Origin of the sequence: Rhodocytophaga rosea (assembly GCF_010119975.1) — a bacterium.
Classification (GTDB): domain Bacteria; phylum Bacteroidota; class Bacteroidia; order Cytophagales; family 172606-1; genus Rhodocytophaga; species Rhodocytophaga rosea.
Genome location: NZ_CP048222.1, coordinates 5449729 through 5469149 on the forward strand (window position 1 = coordinate 5449729; position 19421 = coordinate 5469149).

Annotated in this window: 10 protein-coding genes; all 10 read left to right on the forward strand. The window is 42.6% G+C overall.

The features are described 5' to 3' along the window. The first annotated feature begins 100 nt into the window (after positions 1-100). The 10 genes from GXP67_RS22590 (at position 101) to GXP67_RS22630 (ending at position 19313) form a co-directional block, all read left to right on the forward strand. Entirely contained in the window at positions 101-2479 is a 2379-nt protein-coding gene (locus tag GXP67_RS22590) for an ABC transporter permease (protein WP_162445206.1), read from the forward strand. 142 nt (positions 2480-2621) lie between these two features. After that, complete coding sequence (locus GXP67_RS22595) at positions 2622-5006, forward strand: ABC transporter permease (protein ID WP_162445207.1); 2385 nt, start codon at positions 2622-2624, stop codon at positions 5004-5006. A 272-nt stretch (positions 5007-5278) separates the two neighbouring features. Then, positions 5279-7657, forward strand: a complete 2379-nt coding sequence (locus GXP67_RS22600; RefSeq protein ID WP_162445208.1) for an ABC transporter permease — start codon at positions 5279-5281, stop codon at positions 7655-7657. Between the two features lie 146 nt (positions 7658-7803). Then, a complete protein-coding gene (locus GXP67_RS22605; protein WP_232064540.1) occupies positions 7804-8712 on the forward strand; it encodes a TolB family protein in 909 nt (302 codons plus the stop codon). A gap of 242 nt (positions 8713-8954) precedes the next feature. Beyond that, the gene (locus GXP67_RS22610; RefSeq protein ID WP_232064541.1) at positions 8955-10808 is read left to right on the forward strand and encodes an ABC transporter permease; all 1854 of its coding nucleotides are present in this window, start codon (positions 8955-8957) and stop codon (positions 10806-10808) included. Beyond that, a complete protein-coding gene (locus GXP67_RS37500; RefSeq protein WP_232064542.1) occupies positions 10799-11326 on the forward strand; it encodes an ABC transporter permease in 528 nt (175 codons plus the stop codon). The genes GXP67_RS22610 and GXP67_RS37500 overlap by 10 nt, the downstream gene beginning before the upstream one ends. Positions 11327-11363: 37 nt before the next feature. Next, on the forward strand, positions 11364-13766 hold the full coding sequence (locus GXP67_RS22615; RefSeq protein WP_162445209.1) for an ABC transporter permease: 2403 nt from the start codon (positions 11364-11366) through the stop codon (positions 13764-13766). 143 nt (positions 13767-13909) lie between these two features. Then, entirely contained in the window at positions 13910-16318 is a 2409-nt protein-coding gene (locus GXP67_RS22620) for an ABC transporter permease (protein ID WP_162445210.1), read from the forward strand. A 118-nt stretch (positions 16319-16436) separates the two neighbouring features. Next, entirely contained in the window at positions 16437-18884 is a 2448-nt protein-coding gene (locus GXP67_RS22625; RefSeq protein ID WP_162445211.1) for an ABC transporter permease, read from the forward strand. 153 nt (positions 18885-19037) lie between these two features. After that, positions 19038-19313: a hypothetical protein gene (locus GXP67_RS22630; protein WP_162445212.1), complete on the forward strand. Its 276-nt coding sequence runs from the start codon at positions 19038-19040 to the stop codon at positions 19311-19313. The last annotated feature ends 108 nt before the right edge of the window (positions 19314-19421 follow it).

The following is a 19421-nucleotide window of genomic DNA, read 5'->3' on the forward strand; positions in this document are numbered from 1 at the left end:
AGGATTAGCAGGATTTTATGAATTTACACAACCTAATCCTGAAAATCCTTTAATCCATGTAATCCAGGTTCCAGACAAGACAAATAAAATATAAAATAATATGCTAAAGAACTATATAACCATCGCCCTCCGAAATATCAGTAAACACCGGGTATATACCTTGCTGAATGTGTCTGGCTTAGCCGTAAGCCTGGCCGTAGCTACTTTAATTATGCTGTATGTAAAGCAGGAGCATAGTTACGACCGGTGGATTCCCAATGCAGAAAATGTGTATAGGGTATACCGGTATTGGGCACCTTATGGCAGCGCCTGGACACCGCCGCCACTCGGCCATACAATTAAACAAGAGTTTGGCGAAATTCAGGCGGCTACCAGGTTAAGCAATGATGGAAAGGTATTGCTGACTACCCAAGCCAATAAATCTTTATATACACCCTTAGCCGTTTCAACGGACAGCAATTTTCTGGCAGTGTTCAAATTGCCTCTGCTTCATGGAGATGCAGGAACTGCCTTGTTGCAGCCCTATTCTGTTGTACTCAACAGTGAATTAGCGATTAGATTGTATGGCAACACTAATCCGGTGGGCCAAACGCTTCGGGTAAACAATAAAAAAGATTATAAAATAACCGGAATACTGGCTCCTTATGCCGGCAAAACCCATCTGGAAGCAGAATTATATTATACAGATCCGGATTCCTACTATTATGCCTGGGATGGCAATGATCCAACCACGTATGTATCCCTGCATCCGCAGACCAATATAGCGAAGCTGGAAAATAAAGTGACGGCTTTAATAAATGAGTTCGTAAAAGAAGAAAGAAAGAAATACAATACAAATATTGGCGAACTGCCTCAATGGCGTTTTCAACCGGTAAGTGATGTGCATTTGTATTCTACCCAGATGAACGGGCCGTTTGTAGTAAAAGGCAATTACCAGAATTCAATTATACTGGGAACAGTAGCTATTGTGATCCTGCTTATTGCCAGCATCAATTACATGAACCTGGCTACTGCCCAGGCTGGCAAACGGGCCAGAGAAGTGGGCATACGTAAAGTATCCGGTGCCAATAGAAGAGAACTGGTTTTCCAGTTTTTATCCGAAGCCAGTTTACAAAGTCTCACCGCCATTCCTCTGGTGATCTTACTGGCTACTGTATTTCTACCTGCCTTCAACGTTGTTACAGACCGGAATCTGGTGCTGGGATGGAATGAATGGCTGCAAGTGGGTGGATATTTAATCGCCTTAGTGTTGCTGCTTGGCATATTGTCTGGCTTGTATCCGGCTTTCTTTTTATCGGCATACCGGCCGGTAGAGGTATTAAAAGGCAAATTCAGTCACCAGAACCGGGGGCAGTTTTTACGGAGAAGTCTGGTCATTATGCAGTTTGCTATGGCCATTACGGTAGCCATTGTGATGACCTTTATTTACCGGCAGGTGCAGTATATGCAGGATCAGGAACTGGGTTTTTCTTCTGATCAGACTTTAGTAGTTCGCATCAATACACCCGAATCTGTAGATAAAATTCAGGCTTTAAAAGGAGAAATGCAGCAGAATCCTCATATTTCTGCTGTAACAACAGCTTCCAGCCTTCCGGGTACGTTTGCTCCCGATAATATGTTCAAACTGGCCGGCGAACAGGAAGACCACCTGGCCCATATGTTCTGGGTGGACCCGGATTATGTAAAAACATTAGGTCTGCAACTGGCACAGGGACAATTTTTCTCATGGTCGGATTATACCGATACGACCGGCCGTTCCTTTGTGGTGAATGAAGCATTTGTTAAAGAGTATAACCTGAAAAATCCGGTAGGTCACCAGATAGGTCTCAGCGGTCAGGAAAAAATGGGTACTATCATTGGCGTTGTAAAAGACTTTCATTTTCAGAGCCTGGCTTCAGAAATTCAGCCAATGATTCTGCTGGGCAATGTTAAATCCAGAGGTGCTTCTTATGCGGCTATCCGGATGAATACAAAAGAGATACGTTCTACTGTAGCCTACATAGAAAAAATATGGAAACAAGTAGAACCTATACATCCCATCCAGTATACTTTCCTCAACGACGATTTTGCCCAGCTTTATGATGACCAGGTCCGTTTGGGACAAACGCTGCTTTACACCACTTTACTTACAATTTTCATTGCTGCCTTAGGTTTATTTGGATTAGCTTCTTTTATGGCCGAACAACGGGTGAAAGAAATTGGCGTACGGAAAGTGCTGGGTGCCTCAGTCAGCCAGCTGGTTGTATTGCTAGGCAAAGATTTTCTGAAACTTGTATTTATTGCCGGAGTGGTGGCTGTGCCTTTTGCCATCTGGATTACCAGAGAATGGCTATCCAATTTTGCTTATAGTATTCCTATCAGTGTAATGCCCTTTGTATTAGCCATAGGCGCTTCTCTGCTGATTGCCGCCTTAACCGTGAGCGGAAGAGCCATTAAAGCAGCCTTATTGAATCCGGTGAAAAGTTTGAGAAACGAATAAGTCTGTACCGAAGATTACGCAGATTAAAATGATGAACTGGCTAAAATCTACCAATAGAAAATCCTGTTAATCGTCTAATCCGATAAATCCTGGTTCCAGACCAAAAATAGAAATATACAATTATATATACCTTATTAAAACCATGCTACGCAATTATCTTACTGTCTCTTTCCGGAACCTGCTTAAGCACAAAGTTTACTCGTTCCTCAATATTGGTGGATTATCTGTTGGCATGGCGGTAGCTATGCTCATTGGACTATGGATGTACGATGAGTTTTCCTATAACCGCTACCATAAAAATTATGACCGCATTGCCCGGGTGATGCAGCATAATATTTATAATGGAAACAAAGAAAGCCAGGTATCCAATCCAGCCAAGATGGCTGAAGAAATACTAGCTAATTATGGAAGCGATTTTAAGTATGTGCTGCAATCTTCCTGGACGAATACGCATATTCTCAAGTATGGCGATAAAACGCTTTCTACCTTTGGAAACTATTTTGAACCAGCGGTAACCGACATGTTATCGCTGAGAATGCTGAAAGGCACACGGAATGGCTTACAAGACCCATATTCTGTTCTGCTTTCCGAATCGGTGGCTAAAGCTGTTTTTGGCAATGCCGATCCTATGAATAAAGTGATTAAGTTGAATAATAAGTACGATGTAAAAGTTACCGGTGTATATGAGGATATACCTTATAATTCAGAGTTTAGAGAGTTGAATATACTCTTACCCTGGGAATTATACCTGATCCATAACGACTGGATTCAGAAAATGAACGATCCCTGGGACAGTAACTTCACCCAGACTTTTGCCCAGCTTGCTGAACATGCAGATGTAGACCAGGTGTCAGCTAAGATTAAAAATGTAAAATATAATAAAATAAACCAGGAAGATAAGCGGTACAAGCCAGAAGTTTTTCTGCATCCGATGAACAAATGGCATTTATACTCGGAGTTTAAAAATGGCGTAAATGTAGGCGGACGGATTCAGTTTGTGCGCCTTTTCGGAATAATCGGAATATTTGTGCTGCTCCTGGCCTGTATCAACTTTATGAATCTGGCTACTGCCCGCTCCGAAAAACGGGCGAAAGAGGTAGGCATCCGCAAAACCCTGGGTTCTATCCGGGAGCAGTTGATTTTTCAGTTTTTTAGTGAATCGGTATTGGTATCTGTATTGGCCTTCTTTCTGGCCTTGTTTCTTGTACAATTCTCCCTGCCTTTTTTCAATGAAGTCGCCGACAAAAAAATGACAGTTTTGTGGCTGAATCCCTTGTTCTGGCTGGCAAGTATTAGCTTTATTCTACTTACTGGTATCATTGCCGGCAGTTACCCGGCTTTGTATTTATCTTCTTTTCAGCCGGTAAAAGTACTGAAAGGCACCTTCCGGGCAGGTCGTTTTGCGGCTATTCCCAGGAAAGCATTGGTCGTATTACAGTTTACGGTTTCGGTTACTTTAATTATCGGCACCATTGTTGTCTTCCGCCAGATTCAGCATGCCAAGAACCGTCCCATTGGCTACGACCGGAATGGCCTGATCCAGGTGGATGTTATTATACCGGAAATTCATAATCATTTTGAAGTGGTACGAACCGAGTTAAAATCGCAAGGTGCCATCGTAGAGATGACTGAATCTACCAGTCCTACCACAGAAGTTTGGAATACAAATGGTGGGTTTAACTGGGAAGGCAAAGACCCTAACCTGGCTATTGATTTTCCTAATTCTGGCGTAACGTATGAATTTGGCAAAACCGTTGGCTGGCAATTTAAAGAAGGCCGGGATTTTTCCAGGGATTTTGCCACCGATTCTGCTGCATTTGTAATCAATGAGGCGATGGTAAAATTTATCGGGTTAAAAAATCCGGTAGGTACCCAGATCAAGTGGAATAATAAGCCATTTACGATTATTGGTGTCATCAAAGATATGGTAGTACAATCACCCTATCAGCCGGTACGGGCTTCTTTGTTTCACCTGTCTAATGACGGGGGAAATGTAATACTGGCGAAGCTAAATCCGGCTAAAACAGCCAGAGAATCACTGGCTAAAATTGAACAGGTTTTTAAAAAATATAATCCGGCATCACCCTTTGAATACAAATTTGTAGATGAGCAATATGCCAAGAAGTTTGGTGACGAAGAACGTATTGGTAAACTGGCTGGTGTATTTGCCGGATTAGCCATTTTAATCAGTTGCCTGGGCTTGTTTGGCCTGGCATCCTTCACGGCCGAGCAGCGCATTAAAGAAATCGGGGTACGTAAAGTGCTTGGCGCTTCGGTAATGGATTTATGGCTGCTGCTTTCCAAAGATTTTGTGCGCTTAGTCATTGTCTCCCTGCTGGTGGCCATTCCCATTGCCTATTTCCTGATGTACACCTGGTTGCAGCGGTACGAATACCGTTCTGGAATTTCGTGGTGGATTTTTGCTATGGCGGCCATCGGCGCATTGTTGATTACCCTATTAACCGTAAGCTATCAGGCCATTAAAGCGGCTTTAGCTAATCCGGTAAAAAGTTTACGCAATGAGTAAGGTTTGGACCGCAGATGACACAGCTTTTTTTGATAAAATAGGATAAAAAGAAAACTTATTCATCCTTTCATCTGTGTCGTCTGCGGTCGAGATTTTACTGTTCATCAACGTGCAATGAGTGTTCATTTCCGGACACATTTGTGGATAGTTTGCTCCTGAATTTGAGATGTAAATAATTGATTTTTAATATTTTAATTTAAGGGCAGATTTATTGTGATGCTAGTTGGCACCGGCTGAAAATGATTGATTAATACATTCATCCCTGTACCATTATGCTTCAAAATTATCTCACTATCGCCTTACGGAATTTATTTAAAAACAAAGTCTATTCCTTTCTCAATATTTTTGGCTTAGCCATAGGAATGGCCGTTGCCGTGCTGATCGGATTCTGGCTGCACGATGAACTGACCTATAATAAATTCCACGCAAACTACGACCGTATCGGGCAGGTGAAAACCACGCAGACCTTTAACGGTGAAACAGGTACTCATTCAGCGGTAGCTATTCCTTTGTCGGAAGAACTGCGGAGTAAGTATACTTCTGATTTCAAATATGTGGTAATGACTTCCTGGAATTTCGGGCATATTCTGGCCTATGGCGATAAAAGAATTTCTACCCAAGGCCTCTATACCCAGCCGGAATTCCCCGAAATGATGACGCTGAAAATGATCAAAGGGAGCCGCAACGCCCTTAAAGACCCTTCTTCTATGCTGATTAATGCATCGCTGGCAAAATCACTTTTCGGCGACGAGGATCCGATGAATAAAGTAATCAAGAAAAATAACAAGACCACCTATAAGATAGCCGGTGTATTTGAGGATTTGCCCCGTAATTCAGAATTCTATGAGTCATCGCTGCTTATTCCCTGGGAAGCCTATTTAGCCGAAGAACCCTGGGTAAAAAACTCCTATGATCAGTGGGGCAACCATTCCTGGCAAATGTTTGTGCAATTAAACGACAAAGTAGATTTTAATAAGGTTACAGCCAAAATCAGAGGAATTCCCATGCAGCACCTAACCGCTTCTGATGGGCAGGAAGAAGTGCTGGTACATCCGATGAGTAAATGGCATTTGTATTCCGAGTTTAAAGATGGCTCAGTGGTAGGTGGACGGATTCAGTTTGTCTGGCTATTTGCCATTATTGGCATATTTGTGCTGCTATTGGCTTGTATCAACTTTATGAATCTGGCCACCGCCCGTTCTGAAAAACGTTCGAAAGAAGTAGGGATTCGTAAAGCCGTAGGTTCGGTAAAAAGCCAGCTGGTATTTCAATTTTTAAGCGAATCTATATTAGTCGTATTTATCGCTTTTTTCCTGGCCTATTTTATTGTACTTATTAGCTTACCCTGGTTTAATGAACTGGCCGACAAAAAAATGAACAGCCAGTGGGCAAACCCGGTTTTCTGGCTGGCAAGCATTGGGTTTACCTTGTTTACTGGCCTGTTAGCTGGCAGTTATCCGGCTTTCTATCTGTCGTCGTTCAATCCGGTGCGGGTATTAAAAGGTACATTCAAAGTTGGGAAGTTTGCGGCCTTGCCCAGGCAAGTGCTGGTGGTATTACAATTTACCGTTTCTGTTACCCTCATCATCGGGACAGCCGTTGTATTCAAACAAATACAGCATGCCAAAAACCGTCCGGTAGGGTATAACCGCGAAGGCTTGATTTCTGTCTCTGTTCACACAGAAGACCTGAACGGAAAGTATGAAGTGCTGCGGAGTGAACTGCTCAAAACAGAGGCTGTACAGGAAATGGCACAATCCGGCAGCCCGACTACCGCCATTTACCAGAACCAGATTGGCTTCGACTGGAAAGGAAAAGATCCCAATTCTGTTCCTCTTTTTGCTATTGTATCGCACTCACATGATTACGGAAAAACGATTAATTGGCAGATGCTGCAAGGCCGGGATTTTTCCAGAGACTATAGTACAGATACTTCCGGGCTTATTCTCAACGAAGCAGCGCTCAAGGTAACTGGCCTTAAAAATCCGGTGGGAGAAACTATTAAATGGAATGATAAAAACTGGCAGATCATTGGGATTATAAAGGATATGGTTATTCAATCGCCATTCCGGCCTATTGAGCCTACCATTTTCAAGCTGGACTATGGCTGGGTAGGGGTGATAACCATTCGTTTGAAACCAGGCGTTCCAGTCCGGGATGCCCTGGCACAAGTTGAATCGGTTTTCAAGAAAATGAGTCCGGCCAGTCCCTTCGATTATAAATTCACTGATGAAGAATATGCCCGCAAATTCAGCGATGAAGAACGCATTGGAACGCTGGCGAGTGTATTTGCCGGCCTGGCCATTCTCATCAGTTGCCTGGGCTTATTTGGCTTAGCTTCGTTCACTGCTGAGCAGCGCATCAAAGAAATTGGTATTCGCAAAGTGCTGGGCGCTTCGGTAGTAGATCTGTGGATGTTGTTATCGAAAGATTTTGTACGTCTGGTCATTATTTCTTTACTGATTGCAGCGCCTATTGCTTATTATGTAATGTATAAATGGCTGTCAACATATGACTACCGTTCTCAGATTTCCTGGTGGATTTTTGCGGGAACGGCTCTATGTGCGCTGTTAATTACGCTGCTCACCGTAAGTTACCAGTCTATTCGGGCAGCCCTGGCTAATCCGGTAAAAAGCCTGCGAAGCGAGTAAATATATTGAATACAGGAATAGAACCGGCACAAATATGTTGTATACCGGTTCTATTCTTTTTTGCGCTTGTATTCCCTGTTAAGTATTTTCTGCTTGTAATGGAGAAGTAATACTAGCGTTCACCATCCGCCCACCTATACAGACACATGATGAAAAGCATCTCTTTACTCTCCTTATTTCTGTTCCTTTTTATCGGAATGGGTTTTGCCCAAAATGCTAAAAAAGAGAATTCTACCTATCTGAACCAATCGCCTCCAGGTTCCACTCCCCAAATATTTGCGCCAGGCATCGTCTCAGTAAAAGATAGATATGAGTTTGGTTCGGTTTTTACCAAGGATGGAAAAGATTTTTATTTTGCTATTGAAGAAGAGAAACGGCCACGTATTGAATGTATCAAATATGAAAACGACAAATGGTCGGAACCGGCAAAAGTACTCGCCAGCGACAAATATGGCTATAACGACCCATTTTTATCTCCCGATGAACAAAGGCTGTTCTTTATTTCAGACCAGGCCATGGATGGAAAAGGCGATAAAAAAGATATTGACATCTGGTATGTAGAGCGGCAAAAAGACGGATGGTCGAAACCTTTGAATGCCGGCAAAGAGATCAATTCTGCCCATAACGAATATTATATCTCTTTCACCAAAGGAGGAACCATGTATTATTCATCCAATAAGCAGGCTGAAAATGTCAAATCCAACAAGTACGATATCTATACTTCTCCTTTTTCTAAATCTGCATTTGGTGCTTCCACCAGGCTAGGCAGCGCCATTAATTCTGAGCATTATGAAGCCGATGTATTTGTTTCCCCCAATGAAGACTATCTGATCTATTGTGCAGAACGGCCGGATGGAGTTGGCCGGGGAGATTTATGGATCAGCTTTAAAGACAGTAAGGGACAATGGGGAAAGGCAAAAAATATGGGAAATGCTATTAATACGCAGGGTTATGAATTTTGCCCATTTGTTACGGCCGATGGGAAATACCTTTTCTTTTCAAGGGACGGAGACATCTTCTGGGTAGATGCAAAAGTAATAAGCGGACTCAAATAATTCTTAGCATGCAGTGGTTTACCAGCTATTTCAGGTATACTTAATTCTGTAATTCCCACTGTTCATCTGCGTGCAATAGCTGTTCATTTCCGGACACCTTTTTAATAGAGAATAGATAATATTTATTGTTAATGCTCTGATTTATAGTTTTTTATTATAAAGGCAGATTTATTGTGATAATTGGTGCAGCTGAGACATGCCAGAATTTTACATATACCATAAACCGCTATACTTGAGATACTATGCTTCGTAACTATTTAACTGTTGCCTTTCGCAATCTGTGGCGAAACAAAGCTTTTTCCTTTATTAATATTTTTGGATTATCTGTTGGCCTTACTGCCGGCATCTTGCTGCTGCTATGGGTGCAGGACGAGCTTAGTTTCGATAAATTTCATCAGCATGCGGCTAATATCTATCGCTTGTCGGCCCGGATGAATATGGAAGGCGAAGGAAATATCTGGGGCACTACGCCGGCACCCATCACTGTTTTTGCTTTGAAAGACGTTCCTGAAGTTGCCAATGCCTGCCGGATTAAACAGACCTGGAGTGAAGCCTTGTATCAGTACAAAGATAAAAGCCTGATGCAGGGAAAGTCGGCTTATGTAGATCCTTCTTTCTTTGATGTGTTTTCTTTTCCTCTGGTGCAAGGCAACCCCAAAAAACCATTCTCAGTCATTCGTTCCATGGTACTTACAGAAACGGCAGCCCAGAAGTATTTTGGAAATGAAAATCCTATTGGAAAAATCATACGGGTAGATAACAAGCATAATTACGAGGTAAGCGGTGTGATCCGGGATATGCCAGGTAATTCCAGTCTGAAATATGAGGTGCTACTGCCTATGGATGTAGTAAAGGAAGAATATGGTGGCAACGGTGACTGGAAAACCATTGATGAGGATTGGGGAAATTATAATTTTGATACCTACTTTTCTCTTCACCAAACCGCCAAAGCAACTACTGTAGCTGATAAACTTACCCAGATTCACCGCAAAAATCAGCCAAACGAATTTACAGCTAAAATGAACTACCTTATGCAACCGCTGCCTCAGTTGCATTTGTACAAAGCGGATGGCACCGACGCTGGTATCCAGACGGTCCGGATTATGGGCCTGGTAGCCATTGTTATCATTCTGATTGCCTGCATTAATTATGTGAATTTAGCTACCGCACGGGCTACCAAACGGGCCAAAGAAGTGAGTATGCGCAAAATTGTGGGTGCCGACCGGCGACAGCTTTTCGGGCAGTTTATGGGTGAATCGGCACTGGTGCTGGGAATGTCGCTCATTGTTGCCCTGATACTCATTGGCTTACTGGTACCAGTATATAATGATCTTTCCGGCAAGCAACTGGTGTTCAATCCGCTGGAACCGCAGATTTTATCCGTGCTTGTACTTACCATGCTGGTTACATTGATACTGGCAGGTTGTTATCCGGCATTGCTGCTTTCCTCCTTTAAGCCCCTACATTTGATGCGGGCTACGGCTTATTCATCCGGTGGGAGCAACTCAGCTTTCCGGAAAGGCCTGGTAGTTGTGCAATTTGCATTATCGATTATACTCATTATCGGTACGCTGGTAGTAGGCGGTCAGCTGGATTATATCCGCAGTAAAAATTTAGGATACGACAAAGAAAATGTAATGACGTTTGGACTGCGTGAAATCGAAAACCATTTTGAAGCGGCCAAAGCCGAATTGCTTAAACAACCTGGTGTGCTGGACGTAACCGCTACTGGTGGGAATGTGTTGAATAACTGGTCATCTACTGGTGATACAGACTGGGAGGGTAAAGCGCCAGACCGTACGTTCATCATTAACCAATTGTCTGTGGAACGTAATTTTTTGCAATTAATGAACTTACAACTGGTGGCAGGAAAAGGTTTTTCAGGTACCCCCGCCGATTCTACCCATTACATTCTCAACGAAACGGCTATCCAGCAAATGGGCATTAGTGACCCGGTTGGCAAATCATTTAAATTTCATGAAAGGAATGGCACCATTGTCGGGGTGGTAAAGGATTTTCATTTTAAGAACCTGAGCCAGAAAATTGAGCCCATGATCCTATTCTACTGGCCTAACTGGCGGGGGCCATGTATGTAAAAACTACTGCCCAGAATGCCTCAAAAGCCATTGCTGCTGCTGAGAAAATATGGAACCAATATAATCCCGGCTATCCATTTATATATAATTTTTTGGACGAAGAATTTAACCGCATGTACCAGACCGATCAGACGGTAGGTAAATTATTCAATTCTTTTGCTGCCATTGCCATACTGATTTCCTGTTTAGGCCTGTTTGGACTGGCTGCGTTTACGGCTGAGCAGCGTACCAAAGAGATTGGTATCCGCAAAGTACTGGGTGCATCCGTTCAGAATATTGTGCTGCTGCTTTCCAAAGAATTTATCCGGCTGGTAATAATTGCCTTTGTGATTGCTGCGCCTATTGCCTGGTATGCGATGAATGAGTGGCTGGAGAATTTTGCTTACAGCGTAGATATAAGCCCCTGGGTATTTGCCCTGGCCGGATTGCTTGCCATAGTGATTGCTTTTATTACTGTGAGCTGGCAGGCCATAAAAGCTGCTATCATGAACCCGGTGAGAAGTTTGAGAAATGAGTAAAAACTACCTGAACCTGGATTACTAAACATAATTGTCTATGTTAAAAAATCATCTGACTATCGCTGTCCGCACCTTACTGAAAAATAAGGTTTTTTCACTCATCAATGTGGCCGGATTAGCCATTGCTACTACTGCCTTTCTGCTCATTATGTATTATGTGCAGTTTGAATACAGTTATGAGGGTTTCAATGCAAAAGCCGATCATATTTACCGGGTAACACTGGATTTATACAAAGGGGCTGAATATGTGGCCACTGATAGTGAAACCTATCCGGCATTAGCACCAGCGTTAAAAACACAAATGCCGGAAGTCGCCGATTATGTACGCGTGCAGCATGTAGGCGAATGTGAGGCAGGCGTTAAAGAAAAATCCATTCTGGTAGAAAGAGTATATGCCGCAGACGCTTCTCTGTTTTCTATGTTTAGCTTTTCATTTCTGAAAGGCAATCCTACAGAAGCTTTACGTCAGCCTATGCAGGCCGTACTTACGGAAACAGTAGCCAGGAAAATTTTCGGCAGTACAGATGTAGTTGGGAAAGTATTTCATGTAAAGCCGCTCACCGAGAATGTAACCGTTGCAGGTGTGATACAAGATATTCCGGAAAATACGCACCTGAAGCTGGATATTATTCTTTCCTTAATTACCCTGGAAAAGCTGGGCCGGGACATGAATAGCTGGAACAGCAATAATAATTATACCTACGTAGAACTAAAGCCCGGAACTACCCTGGTGCAGCTAAACCAGACACTGAAAAATATCTCTAAAGAAAGGCTGAAAAATGAAATGCTGACAGCAGAGCCAATCAAAGATATTCATTTATACTCTCATAAAGGGTTTGAACCTGAAGTAAATGGAGATATACAAATTGTTCGTTTCCTGATAGCTATTGCCATTGTAATTCTGCTCATAGGATTGATTAATTACGTAAATCTGACTACTGCCAGAGTAATAGAGCGGGCCAAAGAAGTAGGCATCCGAAAAACCCTGGGCTCGTCTAAAGTATCGCTTATTCATCAGTTTCTGGTGGAGTCTGCCTTAATTAATGTGGCTGCCCTGCTGATCTCTTTATTGCTGATACAGCTTTGCTTGCCCTTATACACAGAAATTATAGGCAAACCGATTCCTACTACTATTTTCCAAAACCGGAATTTCTGGTATACACTGGCCTTTACTTTTCTTGTAAACAACCTGCTTTCCGGTATTTATCCAGCCATATTTTTATCCTCAGCCAGGCCAAGTCTCATTCTGCAACGGAGATTTTCGGGCTCTCCCCAGAGCAGTTACCTACGCAAAGGACTGGTGGTAACAGAGTTTGCTGCTTCTGTTATATTGATTGCTACTACCTTTATTGTATACCAGCAGGTACATTTTATGCGAAGCCAGAAACTAGGCATGGATGCCAGCCAGATTCTGGTCGTAACAGCACCTGTTCTGACAGGAAATGATTCGGTTTCTTTACGCAATAAAGAAGTTTTCAGAAATGAACTATTGAAAAAACCGTATGTTCAGCAGGTAGCCGGATCAAGTTCTGTTCCGGGAGTAAGTATACATGAACTGAACACCCAAAACTCAATTGTCCGCTATGGCTCAGATGACAAAGCCGGGTATAATTACTATCTGTATGGAATTGATGCCCACTTTATTCCTACCCTGGGAATTGAAATGGCGGCTGGGCGTAACTTTTTTGAATCTTCCCCCAACGCTGGTGATGTGATCATCAATGAAGAAGCCGCCAGACAACTGGGGTTTGCTTCGCCTGCGGAGGCTATTGGTGGAAAGATCAATTTGCCCTACTATCCGGGTACAGCGTATTCGACTATTGTAGGCGTGATTAAAAATTTTCATCAGCGCTCGCTGAAAGAGACACACTTGCCCTTGATTCACTGGTACAATGGCAATTACAATAATTTCTATACACTCAAGATAGACACCAAACACGCCAGAGAAATCGTAACGGCTACTGAAAAAACCTGGCAACAATTATTTCCGGGGCAAACACTTGAGTATTATTTTCTTAATGAAATGTTTGACCAGCAATACAAAAGTGAATTTCAGTTCGGCAAAATCACTGGTATATTTTCAGGAATGGCCATATTTATTGCCTGTTTAGGTTTATTCGGACTGGCTTCTTTCGCCATTTCCCAGCGTACCAAAGAAATTGGCGTACGCAAAGTGCTGGGCGCTTCGGTAAGCAATATTGTGCTACTACTTTCAAAGGATTTTCTGCGGCTTGTGTTGATTGCCTTTGTGGTGGCAGCACCGATTGCCTGGTATGGATTACACCAATGGTTACAGAATTTTGCTTACCGCATTGATGTGAGCTTCTGGATACTGGTACTGGCAGGTATACTTACAGGAATCATTGCTTTACTTACCATTAGCTTCCAGGCCATCAAAGCAGCGGTAATGAATCCGGTAAAAAGTTTGAGAAATGAATAGTCTGGAACCAGGATTTATCGGATAATTGGATTTTTAGGAGTAAAAGATTCATAACCAGATAATCCTGTAAATCCCAAAATCTGTGTAATCCAGGTTCTAGATAAGAAAAATGAATGATGGAATAGACACCTAAAACAACCAATATGTTCACTAACTATTTTACCATCGCTTTCAGAAACCTGCTCCGGCATAAAGTATTTTCTCTGATCAATATTTTAGGCTTAGCGATTGGAATGGCAGCCTGTTTACTCATTGTATTATTTATAACCGATGAATTAAGTTTTGACCAGCAGCAGGCAAATAAAAACCGGATATATAGGGTAGAGGGTAAATCAGCCCGGGGTGGGCAAACTCTGGAGCCTTTTGCACAATCGAATTTTGGATTAGCGCCGTTGCTCAAAACCGCTTTTCCCCAGATTGAAAAATATGTCCGGATGGAAATCAGAAGGGATCTGGTAAAATACCAGGACAAGCAACACATAGAAGAGGGAATTGCTTTTGCCGACAGTACGTTCTTCGATATTTTTTCTTTTCCCTTTGTCAAAGGAAATCCACATCAGGTATTAAATGGGCCAAACACAGCCGTTATTACAGAAGCTATCGCACAAAAATATTTTGGAACACAAAACCCCCTGGGCCAGTTGCTTGACATCAATGGAAATACGGTAAAAGTGACTGGGGTGATAGAAGAGATGCCTAGAAATTCTCATTTTCAGGTAAACTTTGTGGTGTCTGTCCAGACCATAGAAGCAGGCTATCCAGACTGGATGCGTCATCCCAGCAGTGGAGGTACTTCGCATTATACCTATCTGCTCTTACCGGAAAACTATAATTCCCATCAGATAGAAGCGCAGCTGGAAGCGTTTACCGCCAAATATATTGGAGAAGAAGCGCCAAAGTATATGCAGTTTAAGCTGCAACCCCTTACTAAAATACACCTGTACTCCCAATCGGGCGACCAGATACAAGCCAATGGAAGCATCACCTATATCTACGTTTTTGCTGCTGTTGCCCTTATTATTCTCAGCATCGCCTGCATCAACTACATGAACCTGACAACGGCCCGTTCCATTGAGCGTGCGAAAGAAGTGGGATTACGCAAAGTAGTAGGTGCCAACAAATCTCAGTTGATTGTCCAGTTTCTGGGGGAATCGGTATTTATTACTACCTGTGCCATGGTGATTGCTTACTTACTGGCCATTGTAGCCATGCCCTGGTTTAATGACCTTTCCAACAAACAATTATCCGTAGACCTAACCGGTAATATCTGGCTGCTGATTGGATTACTCAGCTTTTCATGGATCGTGGGCCTGTTAGCTGGCAGTTATCCTGCTTTCTTTTTATCCGCATTCAAAATGACCAGTGTGCTGAAAGGGAATGTAACCAAAACCGGCAGCAGTTCCCTGTTATTACGCAAAAGCCTGGTAGTGGTGCAGTTCTGCATTTCCATCACGCTGATTGTATCTACGCTTCTTATTTATAAACAAATGCAATTCATCCGCACTAAGAATTTAGGTATCCATGCCGAGCAGGTCATTACAGTACCCTTATCTGCGAATGTATCCGGCAAGTTTGAAGCGTTAAAAACAGAGCTGTTAAAAAATAGTAATGTACTGGGTGTAACAGGTGCCATTAATGAACTCACCAGCGGCAATACCCACTGGCGCCAGTATGATGTGAAGAAAAATGCGATTGAAGGCGTAAGTATTGCTACCATGGATGTGGATGCTGATTTCTTCAAAACCATGCAAGCCCAAATAATTGCCGGCCGCGGCTTCTCGAAAGATTTTCCTTCGGATGTAAAAGATGCCTGGGTAGTAAACGAAACGGCTGCTAAATTCCTGAATCTGGAAAACCCGGTAAATGAACCAATGGCCGGAAGTATATTTAATGGAAAAGACTGGAGTAAAAAGGAGGGAAGAATTATTGGCGTAGTAAAAGATTTTCACTTTTCCTCTTTACATAGTGAAATCAAACCAGTCGTATTTAATGTGACTTCCCCAATATCTTATCCCTTACAGTTCATGTGGGTACGTATCCAGGGAAATCAGATGCCAGCTACCATTGATTTTATTGAACGCACCTGGAAGCAGTTTGAAGCTGAGTTTCCGCTGAGCTACTCTTTTATGGATGAAGATATTGCCAGTTTATACCGTTCGGAGGAGCGGTTCTTACAGGTATTTATTGCATTTGCGGTACTGGCTATTTTTATTGCCTGCCTGGGAATTTTTGGCCTGGCTTCTTACACAGCTACCCAGCGGACCAGGGAAATTGGTATCCGGAAGGTATTAGGTGCTTCGGTTTCTTCCATTGTACTCTTGCTTTCCAAAGATTTTACCCGTCTTGTGTTAATTTCATTTGTAATTGCTACGCCTGTGGGCTGGTACATAATGAAACAGTGGCTGCAGAATTTTGCCTACCAGGTAGATATGGGTATCACCGTATTTGTAATTTCCGGCCTGTGTGCCCTCATTATAGCCTGGCTAACCGTAAGTTTCCAGTCGATCAAGGCAGCCTTATCGAACCCGGTAAAAAGCTTAAGAAATGAATAGTCTGGACCGGGATTTATTGGATGATTGGATTAGCAGGATTATATGAATTCACACAACCTAATCCTGAAAATCCTTTAATCTGCGTAATCCAGGTTCCAGACAAATAAACCTTAAACCTATGTTAAAAAACTATCTGATAATTGCTTTCAGAAACCTGATTCGGAAGAAAACCTATTCAGTTATTAATATTATAGGGCTGGCTTCAGGTATTGCTTTTTGTTTACTGGTGTACCTCTACATTGGTCATGAGCTTTCTTTCGACAGATTTCATACGAATGCAGACCGCTTGTACCGGCTGGAAGCCAATTCTCATAAACCTGTTAAGAAAGATGCTTTAGAAAAATCTTTATTCTCTTTTCTTCCGGCGCAGGATGAAGAGAAAAACCAGGTAGTAATGCCTGTAATTCTGGCACCTGCCTTAAAAGAATCCTTTCCTGAAATAAAGCAAATCCTGCGGCTGAAAGCTGGCTGGCGGGAAATCATACGGTATAATAACCAGAGTTTCAGAGAGGAGAAAGTACAATATGCGGATGCTAATTTCTTTCAACTATTCACTTTTCCGCTAATACAAGGAAATCCGGCAACCGCACTGGCCTCACACAATAGCATTGTAATTACAGAAAATATAGCCCATAAATATTTCGGCAGGGAAAATCCAATTGGTAAAACAATTGAACTGGCCTCAGAAGATACACCAGCTTTGTTTACAATAACGGCTGTGGCAGAAAATGCACCGGTAAATTCCAGTATTCAATTTGATTTTGTGCTTCCCATAGAAGCAAATCCCGGCTATAAAAGCTACATTGAAAATGGGCTGAATACCTCCTCTGTGTTTACATTTGTTGAGCTGCATAAAAATGCTTCCAGGCCGGCTTTTGCGGAAAAACTGGAAAAATTCGGCAGGAGTTATTTCAAAGAATGGATAGATGGTTACCGGAAAGAAAACAAAACGTATCAGGCCAGTTCTTTTCATTTTACCACCCGCCCTTTTGCAGAAGCACATTACAATCTGGCATACTGGGGGCATTATACTTCCTTAAAAAATATATATCAGCTGAGTTGCCTTACGCTGCTGATTTTGATTATCGCCTGTTTGAATTATCTCTTACTCACCTTAACCAATACGGCATCCCGTGTACAGGAAGTAGGCTTACGAAAAGTAATAGGGGCTCCCAGGTGGCAGATTGTTACGCAGTTCTGGGTAGAAACGCAATTGCTGGTAGGAATGGCCGTGATAGCCGGTTGGTTATTAGCTATGGTTTTATTGCCTTATTTCAACCAGATTACAGATACTACCCTCGACATTACTACGGCTCAAGCTTCTGGAATTCTGCTTGCTTTACTGGTGACTGCCCTTGTTGTGGGAATACTGGCCGGATTCTACCCCGCCTTGTTTATTTCTGGTATTAAGCCCCTGAGCATTATTAAACGCCACCAGACTTTCAGGCTGCGCCCTGGTCTTTCCAGAACGCTGGTGGTACTGCAATATACTTCCTGTATTACACTGTTGATTGGTGCGCTGGGAATGGCCAGTCAAATGAAGTATATGAATGAAAAAAACCTGGGCTTTGATAAAGAACAGATACTGGTCGTAGAAAATAGTAATCCTGGTAAAACAGGTATTCTCGCCGAACGTTTGCAGTCGTTTACAAATGCTGAACCAAGCCTTGCAGATTTTGCTGCCACTGGGCACACTTTTGGTTTTGGCTATGATATGAATATGTATACCATTGGGGGAAAAGAGGAAGTGGTAACTGTACTAAAGGTGGATTATAATTATTCGAAATTTCTGGGATTACAAGTTGTGCAAGGCCGGGATTTTCCTCCCCAGTTCAGTACCGATACTTCCACTACAGAAAGAGCAGTTGTCGTGAATGAAACCCTGTTTAAGATGCTGGGCGCTGATGCAAAACTTGGTGAATATAACCAGACCATCCGCCGCCGCATTGTAGGCGTTGTAAAAGATTATCATTATGTGAGTGTAGCTTCACCCATCGGGCCTGCTATGCACCAGTTGCAGCCGCAATGGGCCATGTATTTCTGGTTTAAACTTAAGCCTGGTAATATTCCGCAAACCATAGATAAAGTAAAGAATCAGTGGAATGCGCTTACTGGTAATGCACCTTTTACTTACACTTTTCTAGACGAAGATGCAGCCAAATTGTATGAATCGCAGCAACGCTGGCTGAAAACGATTTATGGAGCTACCCTATTTGCTATGTTGGTGGCCTGTCTAGGACTGTTCGGCTTATCCGGTATTCATGCCCTGAACCGTACCAAAGAAATCGGCATACGCAAAGTGCTGGGCGCTTCTACCGGGCAAATATTTGTAATGCTCAATAAAGATACCTTCTGGCTGGCACTTATTTCTTTCGTGATCGCTGTTCCGATCGGATATTATTTTATGCACCAGTGGCTGCAGGATTTTGCCTATCGCATTCACCTGAACTGGGAATTATTTGCCTTTGCCGGTGCGATTAGCGCTTGTACAGCCTTACTTGCAGTGAGTTTTCATTCCATCCGGGCAGCATTGAATAACCCGGCAGATTCTTTACGTGATGAGTAACCTGGACCGCAGATGACGCTGATAAAAAGGATGAACAGGATTTTGAGATTGGTAGGATTTAACTTTTTATCCTGTTCATCAAAAGATCTGTGTCATCTGCGGTTCCAGACAAAATTTAATGACTTTATAAAACACATTTAAACCAATTATACCATGGGACAAATTGCTATACCAATTCCACAAATTCCTGGCAGCAAGCAGGAGATCGAAATCGAAGTAAAAATTAATGGTGTAAAAAAAGAGTATAACTACCGCATTGAGCTCTTTTACTGGGAAGACTGCAATATTGCTGATGCCGACCGGGTAGCTTGCCTGCGTAAAATGCTCAACAGCTATGATAAAGAATGGCTGGTATATGACATTGGTACGCCTACCGACGATCTGATTCCGGTCACCTTTGTGAGAAGAAGAACCGTACTGAGTGATTAATTGCCGGCATTCAGTATCGAAAAGGCGTAAATCAATACTTTCTTTATTCATCTGTAATTCTTTCCTCCTATTGAGGAAGGCCATCATTGTATTGCAAATAAAACCTGT

Excerpts from the sequence above, each read along its gene's own strand:
- GXP67_RS22595 (WP_162445207.1), top strand. The coding sequence starts at position 2,622 with ATGCTACGCAATTATCTTACTGTCTCTTTCCGGAACCTGCTTAAGCAC.
- GXP67_RS22620 (WP_162445210.1), top strand. The coding sequence starts at position 13,910 with ATGTTCACTAACTATTTTACCATCGCTTTCAGAAACCTGCTCCGGCAT.
- GXP67_RS22615 (WP_162445209.1), top strand. The coding sequence starts at position 11,364 with ATGTTAAAAAATCATCTGACTATCGCTGTCCGCACCTTACTGAAAAAT.
- GXP67_RS22625 (WP_162445211.1), top strand. The coding sequence starts at position 16,437 with ATGTTAAAAAACTATCTGATAATTGCTTTCAGAAACCTGATTCGGAAG.
- GXP67_RS22610 (WP_232064541.1), top strand. The coding sequence starts at position 8,955 with ATGCTTCGTAACTATTTAACTGTTGCCTTTCGCAATCTGTGGCGAAAC.
- GXP67_RS22600 (WP_162445208.1), top strand. The coding sequence starts at position 5,279 with ATGCTTCAAAATTATCTCACTATCGCCTTACGGAATTTATTTAAAAAC.
- GXP67_RS37500 (WP_232064542.1), top strand. The coding sequence starts at position 10,799 with ATGTATGTAAAAACTACTGCCCAGAATGCCTCAAAAGCCATTGCTGCT.
- GXP67_RS22630 (WP_162445212.1), top strand. The coding sequence starts at position 19,038 with ATGGGACAAATTGCTATACCAATTCCACAAATTCCTGGCAGCAAGCAG.
- GXP67_RS22590 (WP_162445206.1), top strand. The coding sequence starts at position 101 with ATGCTAAAGAACTATATAACCATCGCCCTCCGAAATATCAGTAAACAC.
- GXP67_RS22605 (WP_232064540.1), top strand. The coding sequence starts at position 7,804 with ATGATGAAAAGCATCTCTTTACTCTCCTTATTTCTGTTCCTTTTTATC.